This is a genomic window from Nostoc sp. NMS7, assembly GCF_017115085.1.
In the GTDB taxonomy this organism is placed as follows: Bacteria; Cyanobacteriota; Cyanobacteriia; order Cyanobacteriales; family Nostocaceae; genus Nostoc.
In genome coordinates this window covers 26,390-41,291 of sequence record NZ_JABXKJ010000245.1, presented here as the reverse complement: position 1 = coordinate 41,291, position 14,902 = coordinate 26,390, and the positions used below count along the sequence as shown (strand labels likewise).

The 14,902-nt window shown below is 41.0% G+C and carries 17 protein-coding genes; 4 read left to right on the top strand and 13 right to left on the bottom strand.

Annotated features, from left to right (window positions below):
• Window positions 1-113: 113 nt before the first annotated feature.
• Complete coding sequence (locus tag HWQ38_RS33380; protein WP_292802472.1) at window positions 114-1,685, bottom strand: CPBP family glutamic-type intramembrane protease; 1,572 nt, start codon at window positions 1,683-1,685, stop codon at window positions 114-116.
• 192 nt (window positions 1,686-1,877) lie between these two features.
• On the opposite strand from HWQ38_RS33380, the gene HWQ38_RS33375 reads away from it, so the two are divergent.
• Window positions 1,878-2,576: a Uma2 family endonuclease gene (locus tag HWQ38_RS33375; protein WP_292802469.1), complete on the top strand. Its 699-nt coding sequence runs from the start codon at window positions 1,878-1,880 to the stop codon at window positions 2,574-2,576.
• Between the two features lie 103 nt (window positions 2,577-2,679).
• On the opposite strand, the gene HWQ38_RS33370 is transcribed toward HWQ38_RS33375, so the two are convergent.
• From HWQ38_RS33370 to sufB, 9 genes are all read right to left on the bottom strand, one after another.
• Window positions 2,680-2,934: a hypothetical protein gene (locus tag HWQ38_RS33370; RefSeq protein ID WP_292802466.1), complete on the bottom strand. Its 255-nt coding sequence runs from the start codon at window positions 2,932-2,934 to the stop codon at window positions 2,680-2,682.
• A 48-nt stretch (window positions 2,935-2,982) separates the two neighbouring features.
• Window positions 2,983-3,153 carry a KilA-N domain-containing protein gene (locus HWQ38_RS40665; RefSeq protein ID WP_366933370.1) on the bottom strand — a complete coding sequence of 57 codons (171 nt, stop codon included), beginning with the start codon at window positions 3,151-3,153 and terminating at the stop codon, window positions 2,983-2,985.
• A gap of 141 nt (window positions 3,154-3,294) precedes the next feature.
• The gene (locus HWQ38_RS33365) at window positions 3,295-3,927 is read right to left on the bottom strand and encodes a Uma2 family endonuclease (RefSeq protein ID WP_292802463.1); all 633 of its coding nucleotides are present in this window, start codon (window positions 3,925-3,927) and stop codon (window positions 3,295-3,297) included.
• A 58-nt stretch (window positions 3,928-3,985) separates the two neighbouring features.
• On the bottom strand, window positions 3,986-4,618 hold the full coding sequence (locus HWQ38_RS33360; protein WP_292802460.1) for a Uma2 family endonuclease: 633 nt from the start codon (window positions 4,616-4,618) through the stop codon (window positions 3,986-3,988).
• A 1-nt stretch (window position 4,619) separates the two neighbouring features.
• Window positions 4,620-5,228, bottom strand: a complete 609-nt coding sequence (locus HWQ38_RS33355) for a hypothetical protein (RefSeq protein ID WP_292802456.1) — start codon at window positions 5,226-5,228, stop codon at window positions 4,620-4,622.
• A 103-nt stretch (window positions 5,229-5,331) separates the two neighbouring features.
• The gene (locus HWQ38_RS33350) at window positions 5,332-6,594 is read right to left on the bottom strand and encodes a cysteine desulfurase (RefSeq protein ID WP_292802453.1); all 1,263 of its coding nucleotides are present in this window, start codon (window positions 6,592-6,594) and stop codon (window positions 5,332-5,334) included.
• A 120-nt stretch (window positions 6,595-6,714) separates the two neighbouring features.
• The gene (sufD, locus tag HWQ38_RS33345; protein ID WP_292802451.1) at window positions 6,715-8,088 is read right to left on the bottom strand and encodes a Fe-S cluster assembly protein SufD; all 1,374 of its coding nucleotides are present in this window, start codon (window positions 8,086-8,088) and stop codon (window positions 6,715-6,717) included.
• Entirely contained in the window at window positions 8,088-8,876 is a 789-nt protein-coding gene (gene sufC, locus HWQ38_RS33340) for a Fe-S cluster assembly ATPase SufC (protein ID WP_292802448.1), read from the bottom strand. Before sufC ends, sufD begins: the two co-directional genes overlap by 1 nt.
• Before the next feature lie 137 nt (window positions 8,877-9,013).
• A complete protein-coding gene (gene sufB / locus HWQ38_RS33335; RefSeq protein WP_292802445.1) occupies window positions 9,014-10,453 on the bottom strand; it encodes a Fe-S cluster assembly protein SufB in 1,440 nt (479 codons plus the stop codon).
• A gap of 246 nt (window positions 10,454-10,699) precedes the next feature.
• Between sufB and sufR the strand changes: the two genes are divergently transcribed.
• Both sufR and HWQ38_RS33325 read left to right on the top strand, forming a co-directional pair.
• Window positions 10,700-11,383 carry an iron-sulfur cluster biosynthesis transcriptional regulator SufR gene (gene sufR, locus HWQ38_RS33330; RefSeq protein WP_292802442.1) on the top strand — a complete coding sequence of 228 codons (684 nt, stop codon included), beginning with the start codon at window positions 10,700-10,702 and terminating at the stop codon, window positions 11,381-11,383.
• A gap of 191 nt (window positions 11,384-11,574) precedes the next feature.
• Window positions 11,575-11,835: a hypothetical protein gene (locus HWQ38_RS33325; RefSeq protein ID WP_292802439.1), complete on the top strand. Its 261-nt coding sequence runs from the start codon at window positions 11,575-11,577 to the stop codon at window positions 11,833-11,835.
• A gap of 202 nt (window positions 11,836-12,037) precedes the next feature.
• On the opposite strand, the gene HWQ38_RS33320 is transcribed toward HWQ38_RS33325, so the two are convergent.
• Together HWQ38_RS33320 and HWQ38_RS33315 are read right to left on the bottom strand one after the other, a co-directional pair.
• Window positions 12,038-12,670 carry a hypothetical protein gene (locus HWQ38_RS33320; protein WP_292802436.1) on the bottom strand — a complete coding sequence of 211 codons (633 nt, stop codon included), beginning with the start codon at window positions 12,668-12,670 and terminating at the stop codon, window positions 12,038-12,040.
• 336 nt (window positions 12,671-13,006) lie between these two features.
• Window positions 13,007-13,333 (bottom strand): YbjQ family protein, encoded by a 327-nt coding sequence (locus HWQ38_RS33315; protein WP_292802432.1) that lies wholly within the window; start codon window positions 13,331-13,333, stop codon window positions 13,007-13,009.
• A gap of 477 nt (window positions 13,334-13,810) precedes the next feature.
• On the opposite strand from HWQ38_RS33315, the gene HWQ38_RS33310 reads away from it, so the two are divergent.
• The gene (locus HWQ38_RS33310; protein WP_292802429.1) at window positions 13,811-14,491 is read left to right on the top strand and encodes a tetratricopeptide repeat protein; all 681 of its coding nucleotides are present in this window, start codon (window positions 13,811-13,813) and stop codon (window positions 14,489-14,491) included.
• A gap of 158 nt (window positions 14,492-14,649) precedes the next feature.
• Here HWQ38_RS33310 and HWQ38_RS33305 read toward each other — a convergent pair whose 3' ends face one another.
• A complete protein-coding gene (locus HWQ38_RS33305; RefSeq protein WP_292802426.1) occupies window positions 14,650-14,901 on the bottom strand; it encodes a hypothetical protein in 252 nt (83 codons plus the stop codon).
• Window position 14,902: the final 1 nt, after the last annotated feature.

Here is a 14,902-nt window from a genome sequence, read left to right as displayed (position 1 = left end):
ATTTGGTTTTCAGCGAGTATTTATGCTTACAAGCAATTATCACTAGTAAATTGTTCCTACTTATGGAGATAAAATCAGATATTTTTGTTTTTGGCAACAGTAGTCTTTTAGTTTTAATTGCTACCTAAGGTGAACAAACTTAATAATGTACCACTATTCCAGAGGCTGTGGAGAAGCATCGGAGCGAGGAGGTTACGCGATCGTGTGTAAACTGCCCCTAAGACAATCCCTAATGCAGTCAGTGGGAGAATTTCCGACAAGCTGAGGTGAGCGATCGCAAACAACAAACTACTGACAAGAATCGATCCCCACACGGGTAAGTAGCGAGTTAGAGAGGGTAACAAAAAGCCGCGAAACAGAATTTCTTCAAAAAATGGCGCAGCGATCGCAGCTGTAAAGAAAAATATCCCAAGTGCTACACCATCTTGGCTTTCTAGGGCTAGTTGCAACAGAGGGTTACTACCACCCTGTCCTTGCCATAGCTGTTGATTAATCAAAGATACTACCACAACTATTGGTAAAGCTGTACAATAGCCTCCCAGTCCCCACAAAAACCATTTATCTTGAAAACGGAAGCGAAACCAAAATTCTGGTAGGGGAAAAAAACGCTTGAGAGAGAAATACAGCACTAATAACGCACCCGATGCTACCAGTAAGTAACTAACCAAGACAGAAAACGCTTGAAGTCTCACATCAGTCACGGGACGCTGTATGGGTAGCAGCAATATCAGAAAAGGCACAAAAATTTGCCCCATGAAGAAAAAGCCGACGACAAAAACCTGCAAAACCGTTTCACCATCCCAAGGCGTTGACCAAGGGACATCAGCATTTTGAGCTAGTAATGAGGCTTTTCCTTTCAACAAGCGTTGAGCAAATAACAAAATTAGCAGTATTAGACCAATTAAAGCTGCCAAGGTGGGAATAGTGCCAATAAGCGCTAATTTGATCACTGCTTGAGTAGCAGCTTCTTGTTGTGTAGCCTTAACTGCTGATAAAGCGTCTTGTCGTTGCTGGAGTTGGTATAGCTGAACCAAAGCAGTAGAGCGAAACCAACCTTCTAAATTCTTTTGAATCGGTTCTTGGGCATTTGGGAGGAGACGGGGAGGATTACTCCACAGTCCACTCAATACAGCAGCAGTTTGCCCAAATTCTGGATTAATATCTGAGCGTTGTTGTAATTCCCTCCAAGTCTTAAGGGCTGTATCCTTCTGTCCTTGCTGTGCTTGTAAAATTCCCAGGCGCAAGTCTAATTCAGCGAGTAATTTTTCTAATTGCTTGAGGGACTGCTGTAAGGGTTGCTGTCCTCCTCTAGAGGTTTTAATAGTGGGAGCAACCTCCGGCAGAGGTTTTGGAGGTGTGATTGTTTCAGGTTGAGAACGTAATTGTGCAAGTTTGTTGTTAACTTTGTCTAAATTAGCTTGAACTGATTGACGCGCCTCCTGATACTGCTTTGTGGCGCTTTCCAGGGGTTGCTCACCAAGTATAGCTTCCCGAATCGCCTGGAGATTGTCATCGTTGCTATCTTCTGATTGCCAAGCTTGGGCTTGTAGAGCAATATTGGTTTGATACAGTTCTAGGCGACTTTGGAACTGAGGTTCTTGCCAACTACCGAATAAAGCCGAAACTGCCAACAGAACTGCTATAGGCGTCAGTATAAAAATTAAAATCAACCGCTTGAGTGTCATCTATGCCTCTTTTACTAACCAGTGGGGAGCGCGTCCCCCTTGCGAATTATCGCAAGAAAAAGTCACGTCGCTTCGCTTCGAATTCAAAATTCAAAATTCAAAATTCAAAATTAATAATCTCATAAATAAATTTCGGGGCTTGTCAGAGGTGGATAGATATCATCAATATTATAAGTTTGCGTCGCACCCACCATGTTAAATTACAACCCATTGCACTGCTTACCCGGAGCCGAGGATCTGCCCGATTCTGACGATAAACCTGTGGATAATCAACTACAACATTTGATTCCTGGCTTGCTAGAAGCCATCTTAGCTTGGCTGTGGACAAGCCGGATGGATTGGTTTTTTGGCGTTGATATGGGGATATATTACGATCCCGAATTACCCCCAATTGTGCCTGATGGGTTTTTAAGTTTAGGAGTTGAGCGAGTTTTTGATGAGAACTTGCGTTTAAGTTATGTGTTGTGGGAAGAAAAGGTGATGCCGATTATGGCGCTTGAGGTGGTTTCTCACAGACGGCGTGGGGAATACACCAGCAAAAAGAAACTTTATGCGGATATGGAGATTTTGTTTTATGTTGTCTACAATCCCCAACGCCGAAGAAAACCACCTTTAGAAGTTTATCGGTTTGTAAATGGTGAATATGTATTGCAGCCAGGAAATCTAATTTGGTTATCAGAGATAGGTTTAGCAATTGGTTATGAACGGGGAACCTATCAGGGAATTACGCGGGATTGGTTGTATTGGTATGACAAACAAGGAGTCAAATATTTAACACCAGAAGAACGGGCGATCGCTGCCGAAGAACGCGCTACCACTGCGGAAGAACGCGCTCAAAGGTTGGCACAAGAATTGCGAAGGTTGGGGATAGATCCAGATTCTTTGAGTTGATTTTGTGGGGTGCGATTGCTTTGATCATACTGTTACTAATGACTTATTTAAGAACAGAAATCATAGATCGTTCAGGTGATTCTATGCGATATCATAAAAGCGTTTAAATATTCCTGCTCTGCCATTGTTTAGGATTATGTTTGACGTTAGGGTAGTGTTGACCATGAACTATCAATTGACCTACTCCGTGAATCCAATTTTTAACACTCTTGACTTCTATAATCTCCTTTTCAGTTAGAAGATCAATTGCTCCTGTGTTTGTTGGAACTTCTATTTCTCCACCAAGCTCTTTTTGTAGTCGCGTTTTAATCTCTTCTTCTCTTTGAAGCTTTCTTTCTTTTTTACACCATTCTGTCAAATGATGTCCTATTCTAGGATGACCAAAATAATAAGATTGTCCAGAAAATTATTCCTTTTTTAAAATAATTAATTCTTCTATAAGAATATTTGTTTCACTAGAAACGTTTTTCAAAAAGTCATTTGTTTGTTTATTCTCTTTATAATGATATATGTATTTTTTGTGCCTTTCACATATTTCAGTTAAGTTAATATATTCAACTTCGCTGCGACTTCTCATTTGCATGACCCTGTTTTAAGTAGTGCTAACATTATTTATTATGAATGATATCGCTTTTAAAAAGCTATTAATATATCATAATTCGTAGTAATTTATACTCTTATCTTAGTTAATTATCTAGAGTACAATTTACCTGATTAACTACCCTAACTTATCCCGCACCCAAGCACGAAAGGATTTCAGCAAGGCAATTTCCCCGCTTGTTTTACTCTGCTCAATAAATCTGCTTATCTCGCGCAGTGAAACTATAGGAAAGGCAATACTAAATTTACACTCGACATATTGCCCTTCTATCAACTGATAAAATTTTAAATTTTGTCCATCATATCTCCAAAGTTCAGTTACACCCAACGCTGAATAAATCCCCAATTTATTAACTGAACTGCTGGTAATGTCAATCTCTATTGCTAAGTCAGGCGGCGGATCATTTTCTAAATCTAAAGTTTCCTTACCTCTAATAGCTAGTTCATTCTGGATATAGTAGCAAGTATCTGGTTCTATTCCCCGCCTTGATATTTTCCGCTTTAATGTTGTTGAACCAGCACTTCTCACTTCAATTCCTAATTCTTCAGCTAAAGCAATAATAAAATTCCCAAAATTACTTTTGGGGTTTTCATGTTCAAAAAGTGGGGTCATAATTTCTAAAACACCGCAGTCATAAGCAAAGCGAGAACCTCTATCTTCACCTGTATCTCTCAGCAAGGCTTCAAAGGTTTCCCAGCTAACGTTGTGTAGGACTGTTCTTTGTTCAGCAGGCGTTGACTTAACAAGCATATTAAAATAATTCGTAATTCGTAATTCGTAATTCGTAATTCGTAATTAATTCCTGATTTTAAGCTATCTTTCCACGCACCCAAGCGCTGAAGGATTGCACCAAATCAATTTCATCCATAGTTTTACTTTTCTGGATAAATCTATTCATTTCACTAACAGAAATTAAAGGGAAAGCGATACTCGACTTAATTTCAATATATTCGCTTGCTACTAGTTGATAAAATTTTAAAACTTCACCGTTATATCTCCATAATTCTCCTACACCTAAAGCCGCATATATATTAAATTTATTAACAGAACTGCTAGTAATATCAATTTCAACTGCTAAATCCGGTGCTGGGTCTGTTCTTAAATCTAATTCTTGTTTACCTCTAATTAGTGGCTCATTTTGAATATAATAGCAACTATCGGGTTCTATTCCCCTTGTTATTGGTTGACGCTTTAATGTTGTAGAACCAGCACTTCTAATTTTAATTTTTAATTCCACTGCCAAAGCGAATATAAGTCGGTCAAACTGAATTTTAGGATTTTCGTGTTCAAAAAGTGGGGTCATAATTTCTAAAATACCGCAGTCGTAAGCAAACCGAGAACCTCTATGCTCACCTGTATCTCTCAGTAAGGCTTCAAAGGTTTCCCAGCTAACGTTGTGTAGGACTGTTCTTTGTTCAGCAGGCGTTGACTTGACAAGCATATTACAATACTTTTTCTGTCAGGATGTTAGATAAAATCCCGATAATTTTACCTATGTTATTAATATAATACTCGCTCAAGTCAATTTCAATCACTTGCCCAATAAGTTTCAAAAACTTCCAGTTAGTTCCCGTGGTAACAGTTCCATAAATTGTCTGAATGTTATTGCCCTCACGTTCATTAAACAATTTAGCTGCTAACATCTCTGCTACACACTGACCTAATCCGGCATTGATATTTTCTTTTTTAGCTTCTACAATTGTCACAACTGGTGCGCTCAGAATTAGTAACTCTGGTGAACGGCTAATAATAAAATCGCAATTTCCATTTAAACCTTGTGTTGAGTCAACGGTAAAATCGATACCAGAAAATAAACTTATTTGATTATTTAAATATTTCCTTACAGCAATTAAAATAGGTGCGATAATCATTTCTGAGCGAGATTTTTCCGTATTACTAGCAAGAGCTAAAGGTACATTTTCCCGCAAGACTTCTGCAAGCAATGGTGGACACTCTACTTCATGTACAGATGCAAATATATCAATTTTATCAGAAATAGTTAGACCAAAGGTTTTTCTAACTCTATCTAAAGTAAAATCACTGTATAGCACTTTAGTTTCTCTTGTAAATAATCAAGATAATTAAATTGTGCCAACTATTAGCAAGATATGTTGCTGATATTTGGCACAATCAGTATCTAAATATTTTCTAACTTTAAGCAAGGAAACCTGCAAAGAAGTCGAGAGTTTCTTTCAGTGCTTTGATGAAAATATCAATTTCCTCACGAGTGTTGTAGAAAGATAGACTTGCTCGTGCGGTTGCAGCAAGACCTAAATAACGGTGTAATGGTTGAGTGCAGTGGTGTCCAGAACGGATCGCAACGCCTTCTTGATCTAATAATGTAGATAAGTCGTTAGCATGGACTTCTCCGGCTGTGAATGACGCAAGAGCGGCTCTACCTTCACCTTTAGCATTCGGTTTGGGGCCGTAAATTCTAATTTGGGGAATTTGCTCTAATTGTTGGAACAAATAAGCTGTTAATTCTGCTTCGTAGGCGTGAATTTTATCCATGCCGATACTGCTAAGATAATCGATCGCAGCACCAAGTGCGATCGCTTCCCCAATTGCAGGCGTACCAGCTTCAAATTTATGCGGTAATTCTGCATAGGTAGAATGGTCTAAATGTACCTCTGCAATCATCTCACCACCACCAAAAAATGGCGGCATTGATTCTAACAATTCTAACTTGCCATAAAGAAATCCTATCCCAGTTGGGGCACACATTTTATGACCAGATGCTACCAACCAATCACAATCTATCTGCTGTACATCTATCGGGAAGTGTGGGACACTTTGACAAGCATCCATTAAAAATTTAGCACCATATTTGTGAGCGATCGCACCAATTTCTGTAACTGGATTAATACAACCCAAAGCATTAGAAATATGCACCACTGACACTAATTTAGTTTTGTCAGAAATCAGCTTTTTAAACTGTGATAAATCAAAAGTTTCTTCTGGTGTCAGTTCCACAAATTTCAGTACCGCACCCGTTTTTTGCGCCACGAATTGCCAAGGTACAATATTACTGTGGTGTTCCATCACCGACAGAATAATCTCATCTCCCGGCTGCAAATTGTTCATACCCCAACTGTAGGCTACTAGGTTAATTGCCTCAGTTGCGTTCCGGGTGTAGACTATTTCTTGACGCGATGCAGCATTGATGAATTTGGCAACTTTATCTCTAGCACCTTCATAAGCATCGGTAGCTTTAGCACTGAGGATATGGGCACCGCGATGCACGTTAGCATTATATTGCTCGTAATAATCCCGTAGGGTATTTAATACGAGCAAAGGCTTTTGTGATGTCGCAGCATTATCGAGATAAACCAGGGGTTTATCGTTGACTTCCTGATGTAAAATTGGGAAGTCAGCGCGAACTTGATCAGCAAGGCTTTTGGTAGTGATGAAAGTCATTGGTAGATTAGTTATTAGTCATTAGTCACTTGTACTGAGCGAACGCGAACAGCGTCTCGGAGAGAAGCCGTTGGCGTGGTCACTGAGCCTTGCCGAAGTGCAGCCTCTCGTAGAGAAGTATTAGTCATTAGTCAAAGACTTAAGATTATTGACTGTGTTTAAAAGGATTTCTCGCAGAGAGGTAACTGGTATTTGGTTGATAACTTCAGCAGCGAAGGCGTTAATTAACAACTTCCGAGCATCGTTTTCATCAATTCCCCGACTTTGGAGATAGAATATTTCATCATCTTCCAATTGGCTAACGGTAGCACCGTGAGCGCATTTTACGTTATCGGCAGTAATTTCTAATTGGGGTTTAGTATCAACCCTAGCTTTCGATGATAACAGCAAATTCCGATTCAACTGGACTGCATCTGTCAACTGCGCCGCTTTGGGAACCAAAACTTTACCATTGAACACTGCATGAGCGCGATCGCCTACAATACACTTATGCAATTGCTTACTCGTACTGTGAGGATAGTTAAGTGCGATCGCGCTGTGAGTATCCCCCAACTGCTTACCAGAAATTATCGTCAAACCATTGAGATTAGTTTCCGTCTGCTCACCAGTTTGCAAAATTTCTAAATTGTGCCGTGACAGCTTTGCACCTAAACTTATGGCATGACAAGTATATCGACTATCACGAGATTGTGCGATCGCAGTCTTCCCAATATGAAAAGCCTCTGCACCTTCCCGCTCAATCCTAGTGTGACTCACTTGGGCATTGTCACCCACCCAAACTTCCGTAACCGCATTAGTAAGATAAACTCCCCCTTCTTGTGGGGTAGGCATCTTGCCTGCCACATACTCCTCAACCAACATCACCTGCGAACCACTTTCCGCCACCACCAAACAACGCGGCTGTGAAATCGTCGCCGTCTCACCCGCAACCGAAATAAACACCAGATGAATTGGCGTTTCAACTACCACATTCTTCTTCACCCACACCACAGCTGCATCAGTTATCCCAGCCGTGTTGAGAGCCGTAAAAACTTCCTGCGCTCCCTCAGTTTGAGCTAAATATTGCTGTACACCCTCAAGCTCAACCACAGATAAGCCAGCCAAATTACTCACCACAATTCCAGGTGGTAAATCTGTAACTGCCGATAATTGCGGTGCAAAAACGCCATTAACAAATACTAAACGACTATTAGCCGCTTCTGGCAAAATATCAAATTCTAAAGACGCAAAATTTCCCGTCTCTACATTAAATTGCACCTTTTGCAGAGACGACAAATCAGTAAATCGCCATTCTTCCTCACGGGTGGTGGGGATAGTCGAGTGGCGTACCCAACTAGCGGCATCTTCACGTAAATCCTGCAACCACCCTTCTGTTTTTGGTGGGATTACCAGATTCAATAATTCAGTTAGATAGCTATCTTTCTCTAACAGAGTCGATGTCAAACTGACTACATTTGAGTTAGGAATTGGACTAGGAGATACTTGAATACTCATTACACAACCACCTCAGCTGCAAATTCTTCTAGCACCCAGTCATAACCACGAGACTCTAATTTTAGTGCCAGTTCCTTACCACCACTCGTAATAATCTGCCCTTGTGCCATCACATGCACAAAATCAGGCACAATATAATCAAGCAATCGTTGATAGTGAGTAATCAAAATTGTGGCATTTTCAGGACTTGCCAGTTGATTTACCCCATTCGCCACAATTCGGAGCGCGTCAATATCCAAACCCGAATCTGTCTCATCCAAAATTCCCAACTTTGGTTCCAGCAGTGCCATTTGCAGAATTTCATTCCGCTTTTTCTCACCACCAGAAAACCCTTCATTCAAACTCCGACTGAGAAAACTGGGATTCATCTTTACCACATCCAGCTTTTCCTCAATCAAATCGTCAAAATCAAAGGCGTCTATTTCCTCTAAACCTTGTGCCTTACGACGAGAATTGTACGCCACCCGCAAGAAATCTAAATTGCTCACACCCGGAATTTCTAACGGATACTGAAACGCCAAAAACACACCACTTCTGGCGCGTTCTTCCGGTTCCAATTCCAGTAAATTTTGCCCTTGAAAAATCACCTCACCCCCAGTCACCTGATATGCTGGATGCCCAGCCAACACCTTAGAAAAAGTACTCTTACCAGAACCATTCGGTCCCATAATCGCATGAATTTCACCCGATCGCACCTCAATATTTACACCCTTAAGAATCGGTGTCCCATCAACATTAGCCGTCAGATTCCTTACCGACAGCACAACTTCACTATTTTCAATAATCATCTTCTCTCTTCTCTCTCTTCTTTCTTAGTTCGTAGTAAGTGCTTTAGCGCTTTCCTCCAGCGCTAAAGCACTTACTACAAGCGTTCATTTTTTCGGTTCCTAGCGATTTCACACCACTAAACTGCTGACTACAAGCCCTATCCAACACTGCCTTCCAACTTCAAACTCAACAACTTATCAGCTTCCACAGCAAACTCCATCGGTAGCTGATTGAAAACATCCTTACAGAAGCCGCTAATCATCATCGAAATCGCATCTTCTGAAGAAATACCCCGTTGAGCGAAGTAAAATAACTGATCTTCCCCAATCTTAGAAGTAGAAGCTTCATGCTCCACTTTCGCAGCATTATTTTGCACCTGAATGTAGGGGAAAGTATTCGCATGGGCATTATCCCCAATCAGCATCGAGTCGCACTGAGAATAATTTCTCGCGCCAATAGCCGTCGGGTTAACTTTCACCAAACCCCGGTAGCTATTGCTAGATTTACCTGCGGAGATTCCTTTAGAAATAATTGTACTGCGGGTATTCTTACCGACGTGAATCATCTTACTGCCGGTATCAGCTTGCTGCATATGATTTGTCAGCGCCACCGAGTAAAACTCACCCACAGAGTTATCACCCACCAACACACAGCTAGGATATTTCCAAGTAATTGCCGAACCTGTTTCTACTTGAGTCCAGGAAATCTTGGAATTTACACCCTGACACAAACCGCGCTTGGTGACAAAGTTGTAAATACCACCTTTACCGTTGGCATCTCCAGCGTACCAATTTTGCACTGTGGAGTATTTAATTTCGGCATTGTCGAGGGCGACGAGTTCCACAACGGCGGCGTGCAGCTGGTTGCTGTCATACATCGGTGCCGTACAACCTTCGAGGTAAGAAACATAACTACCTTCTTCGGCGACAATCAAAGTCCGCTCAAATTGTCCCGTGTCACCAGAGTTGATGCGGAAGTAGGTAGATAGCTCCATTGGGCATTTTACGCCTTTAGGAATGTATACAAAGGAACCATCGCTAAATACGGCGGCGTTCAAGGCGGCAAAATAGTTGTCAGCTATGGGAACGACGCTACCCAGGTATTTTTTGATCAGTTCTGGGTGTTCTTGCAATGCTTCGGAAAACGAACAGAAAATAACCCCATCTTCCGCTAGCTTTTCTTTAAATGTAGTGGCGACAGAGACGCTATCGAAAATCGCATCGACGGCGACATTTGCCAGTCGTTTCTGTTCAGATAGAGAAATGCCCAACTTCTCGAAGGTTTCTAAAAGGGTTGGATCAACTTCATCCAAGCTGTTTAGTTTTTCTTTCTTGCGTTTCGGCGCTGAGTAGTAAATGATATCCTGATAATTAATTGGCGGATACTTGACATTCGGCCAAGTTGGTTCCGTCATTTTTTGCCACTGGCGATAAGCCCTGAGGCGAAAGTCCAACATGAACTGCGGCTCGTTCTTCTTAGAGGAGATCAAGCGAACAACGTCCTCATCTAGTCCACGCGGTATAGTGTCGGACTCAATATCGGTAATAAAGCCGTACTTGTAGGGTTGGTTGACTAAGGTTTTGACAGTGGCACTCATCAGTAATAATCTCTCGTGTTCAGAACTTGAATCTCTTTAAGGATGGGAGATGGACTTTTCTTTAGCCGATTCCCATATCACGTTACGGAATGGTTACACGGCTGCTAGAATAGTGGTGGAGAGTAAAACAACAGCTATGTTGTTTAAGTTATCTTCATTTTACGCTAAATTAACAACAACAATGTTGTTAAAGTCAAATTTTCAAAGAAATTTTTGGGACGTTCGTTGAGCGTCTGGCACCAGAAGATGGCGACTACTCACCAGTCCTCAACCAAGCAAGATATCCTAGAGTATCTGCACAAACATGAAAAAGCAACGGCTTTGGAGCTAGCTGAAGTTTTAGACGTTACCCCCCAAGCGATTCGTCGCCATCTCAAGGATTTGGAGACGGGGGAGCTAGTTTTGTATTCGTCAACAGTACAGGCGGCGGGAATGGGGCGTCCGCAGCACATTTATCAACTGAGTCGTCAGGGACGCGATCGCTTGCATCGAACAATGAGTGATCGCTTTGGTGATGGGCATGGTCATTTTGCAGTTTCGCTGCTAGACACCTTAGCCGAAACGATGGGACACGACCAATTTAAATCTATTTTAGAGAAACAGTGGCAGCGCAAAGCACTAGAATACCGCGATCGTGTGGGTAGCGGTTCACTGCGGGAACGTGTAGCTAACTTAGTAGAGTTCAGAAAAGCGGAAGGCTTCATGGCGGAATATCACCCGGTTGATGTGAATGACTGCTTTGAGAGCGATCGCTTTATCTTAATGGAGCATAACTGCGCTATTTCTAACGTTGCCGAGTCTTTCCCCAGCATTTGTGGTCACGAATTAGAAATGTTTGCTGCCGTCTTACCTGATTGTACCGTAGAACGCACCCACTGGATTATCAACGGCGAACATCGTTGTGGCTATTTAGTACAAGTTCGCAAGTAAAAGTTTCATAAATAAACTCGGTTTTACATCTAGGTTCGGTAATGGATAATAGTTGAATAGTAGATTCCTGCTCCCTCTCCGAACTCACGAAGAGGGCTGGGGTGAGGTTTTAAAGAGCTTTCTCCGAAAGTGAGATGCTCTCTTTAGCAACTACAGATTATCAATAATTAACTAAGTTTGAGATAGCGTTTATGGACGTACCAACACAGCAACCATCAGCACAATTTTTAACTCTGGAAGAGTCAGCAAAAGTAGATACGGCGTTGTTGTCTTCCCCAGAAAAATTTTTAACAAGATTGACAATTTCATCACTTAAGCTTTTGAAGCATATTGCCCAAGAGTACGGTGTTGCTATGGAAGATTTGACAGCGCAACAAGTAATTGCTTGGTTTGAAAAAGATAGTAAAATTCGACGTGAGCAGGGAATTGAAGGTTCATATCTGAAGTGGTGAACTAGGAATATAAGTAGCTGGATATAAACTAATATCCAGAACCCCGACTTCTAGTGAGAAGTCGGGGTTCTGTTTACTAAGCGTTTTATGACTATGGAAGAATTAATTCGATGCTACAAACGCCAACCTAAAATAATAAACAAAAAGCACCTGTAAAAAGGTGCTTTAAAAATTGATGACATTTCATTTGACCGACAATTTTTTAAGGATTGTAATTATTAGTCCGAACATTGCGAGCTCCAGTTACAGCCCCAACCATCGAGGCTATTAAACCCAATAAGGAACCAAGCACAAACCACCATAATCCCGAACGTATATTTGCTGCAATATCACGAGATTGTTGAGCGCTTACGTTTGTTCTCGGTACATTAATACCACCTTGCTGTTGTACCTGGTTTAAGACTTCCCCAGCGTTGGAAGCAGCAACACCAAAAGCACCCGATACTCCATTTGCCAATAGGAACGAACTAACTGCCAAAGTCGTAGCCCAAAGAATTGCGCCGTTAAGAAGAGCTGTATTGCGCTTCATCGGTCCACAAGCACGGGCTGTAATCCAACCACCAGTAAATAGAGAAATTAGTAAAGCAACAGTTGACCAAAGCCCCGCATTACCTGCAGCGTTAGGGGCAATTGATCTTGGTGCGCCTGAACTTTCAACTGCACCTGCTGCAAAAGCACCAATTATGGCGCTTAAAATTAATTGAGTCGCTAAAGAAACCAACAAACCAGAAATAATCGGTCCCCAGCGAACAAGGTCATGATATTCAGTTACTCGGCCTGCTACCACAGGCTCATTAGAAATAGCCTCATCACCTGCCCGATTTACGTATGACATTGCTTATCTTCTCCAGTGCTGTTTCAGCAAACTATATCTCAGTTATATTCATGTTTATTGTCATAATTAAACAACTAAATCATCTGTTTTACATCTATCAATATAAATATTTAATGAGTCTATCTTTAGTTATAAAAAACCAACGTCTTTAACAATTTTAACAATTTTTCATTAAATTCAATATTTATTGATTCTTTAATGATTATTTAGAACTTAAAATACAGTGATTAACTGCTATATATAATAATCCATCTGGAAAAAAAATTAGACTTAATCCAAAACTTTGTCAGCCTAATTATAAAATTTTCACAAAGTAATTAGACAGCTAAGAAAAGATCAACGCATCTTTACAGCAGTGCCTGTAGCAGTAATCAGCAAAAGAACTCCTGACTGGTCAAGATTGATTGTACCAGTATCAATTTCAATCCCGATCACAGCATTTGCTCCTAAACGTTGCGCCCGTTGTTCTAATTCTTCTAGTGCCTTGCGTTGACCCTGCTCAAATAGACGCTCATAACTAGCAGTGCGTCCACCGATAATATCTCGAATACTAGCCAAAAAGTCCCGCAAGAAATTGCTGCCGTAGACTACTTCTGCTGTGACAATACCTAAATATGACTCAATAACGGCTCCTTGAATTACATCAGTGGTAGTTATAATCATAAATTTGCCTCCAAAGTAGGATATATGTTGATATTTATTATTAAAATACTCGAAAAAATGTAAATTTATTTACCATATATAATTAGCCTGCGTTGAGATAACTTTTATAAACATATTCTCACACAATTTTAGATTGCGATCGCAGCCATCGGGTATTAAGTGCCATCGGCAGATCGCCTATTTAGGATTAAGTGAGATACCTGTTGGTTTTTGGGGAATTATAAGTATAATTACTGTCAAAGAAGAGTGTAAATCTGGTATTCTCCGAATTTATATGTAGAGTCAGCTCATTTGATTATTTATACCTTGCACTTCATCTTTTGTGTAAAAACTCTGTGATATTGCACTGATTGGAGAAGAAATCGAGAATGAACACATTAATATCTTAATCAATACGAAGAAATACAGTTTTCAAAACTCCATATTTTTGTTTTAATGTACAAGAAAAAAGTCCTCTAAAATTTCAGGAAATTTACTGTGTACAAGCCAACATCATTTGTGTTTGGTGTGATGTTACTAGGATGTTTTGCCTTCAGTATACCTTCAGTAGCTCAGGCTCAGGTATTAGTGGCACAAGGCAAAAACCCAGAGTTAAAGCAACTACTAGAAGAAGGACGGAGATTAGTTGATACCGGGGATTATGGTGGTGCGATCGCTGTTTATCAGCAAGCAGCTAGCTTAGATCCCAAGAATGCTAAAATTCACTCAGGTATTGGCTACTTATACGCTCAACAGGGAAATTACCAAGCGGCATTAACTGCTTATCGTCGGGCGATCGCTATCAACCCTAACAATAGTGATTTTTACTACGCCGTCGGTTACATCAAAGCGAATTTGGGCGACACACCTGGGGCAAAGGAAGGCTACCGTCGTGCCATCCAGCTGAACCGTAACAACGTTAACGCCTATTTAGGATTGGCTGTGACCCAATCTCGTATGGGAGACTATAGTGCAGCTACCTGGGCATACGGGCAAGCAATCAGCTTGGATAAGAACAATGCCCAGACTTATGAGTTGATGGGTTCGATGTATAAACAGCGACGACAAACTAAACAAGCGAACAGCTTGCTTCAGAAAGCCCGTGACTTGTACAAGCGGCGCAATGACTCAAATGGCGTAGAAAGGGTAGAAGCCATGCTGCGACAGTTAGGAGGATGAGGTTAATCTAACTGGCGTCCCGTTAATTCCACAAAAATATCTTCCATCGCCTAGTTTGGGGGTCTAGTTCGGCGTTGGTTCATCCAAATCATTCATGAACAACAAGATTGCCGACTTCTTTGGAAAATCGGGAATCTGAGGCTTCGATTTGAACGAAATCAAATAGGATTCATATAGCGATTTTGATAGTAAGCCAAAATTTGCTTAACTCGTTGCCGACTTTCTAAACCAGAGTTTGCTGTCCACGAGATAAACAAGCCACCAATTTGACTTTGATTATAATCAAACTCTGGGGATGACTGGGGAATTAAATCCACTTCTACCCCTTCGACTTGATGTAAATGAGCTGCTATCTCTCTATAGACTGCTAAAGGCAAACCAGCGAATTCAATTTTTTCCTTAGTCTCCATC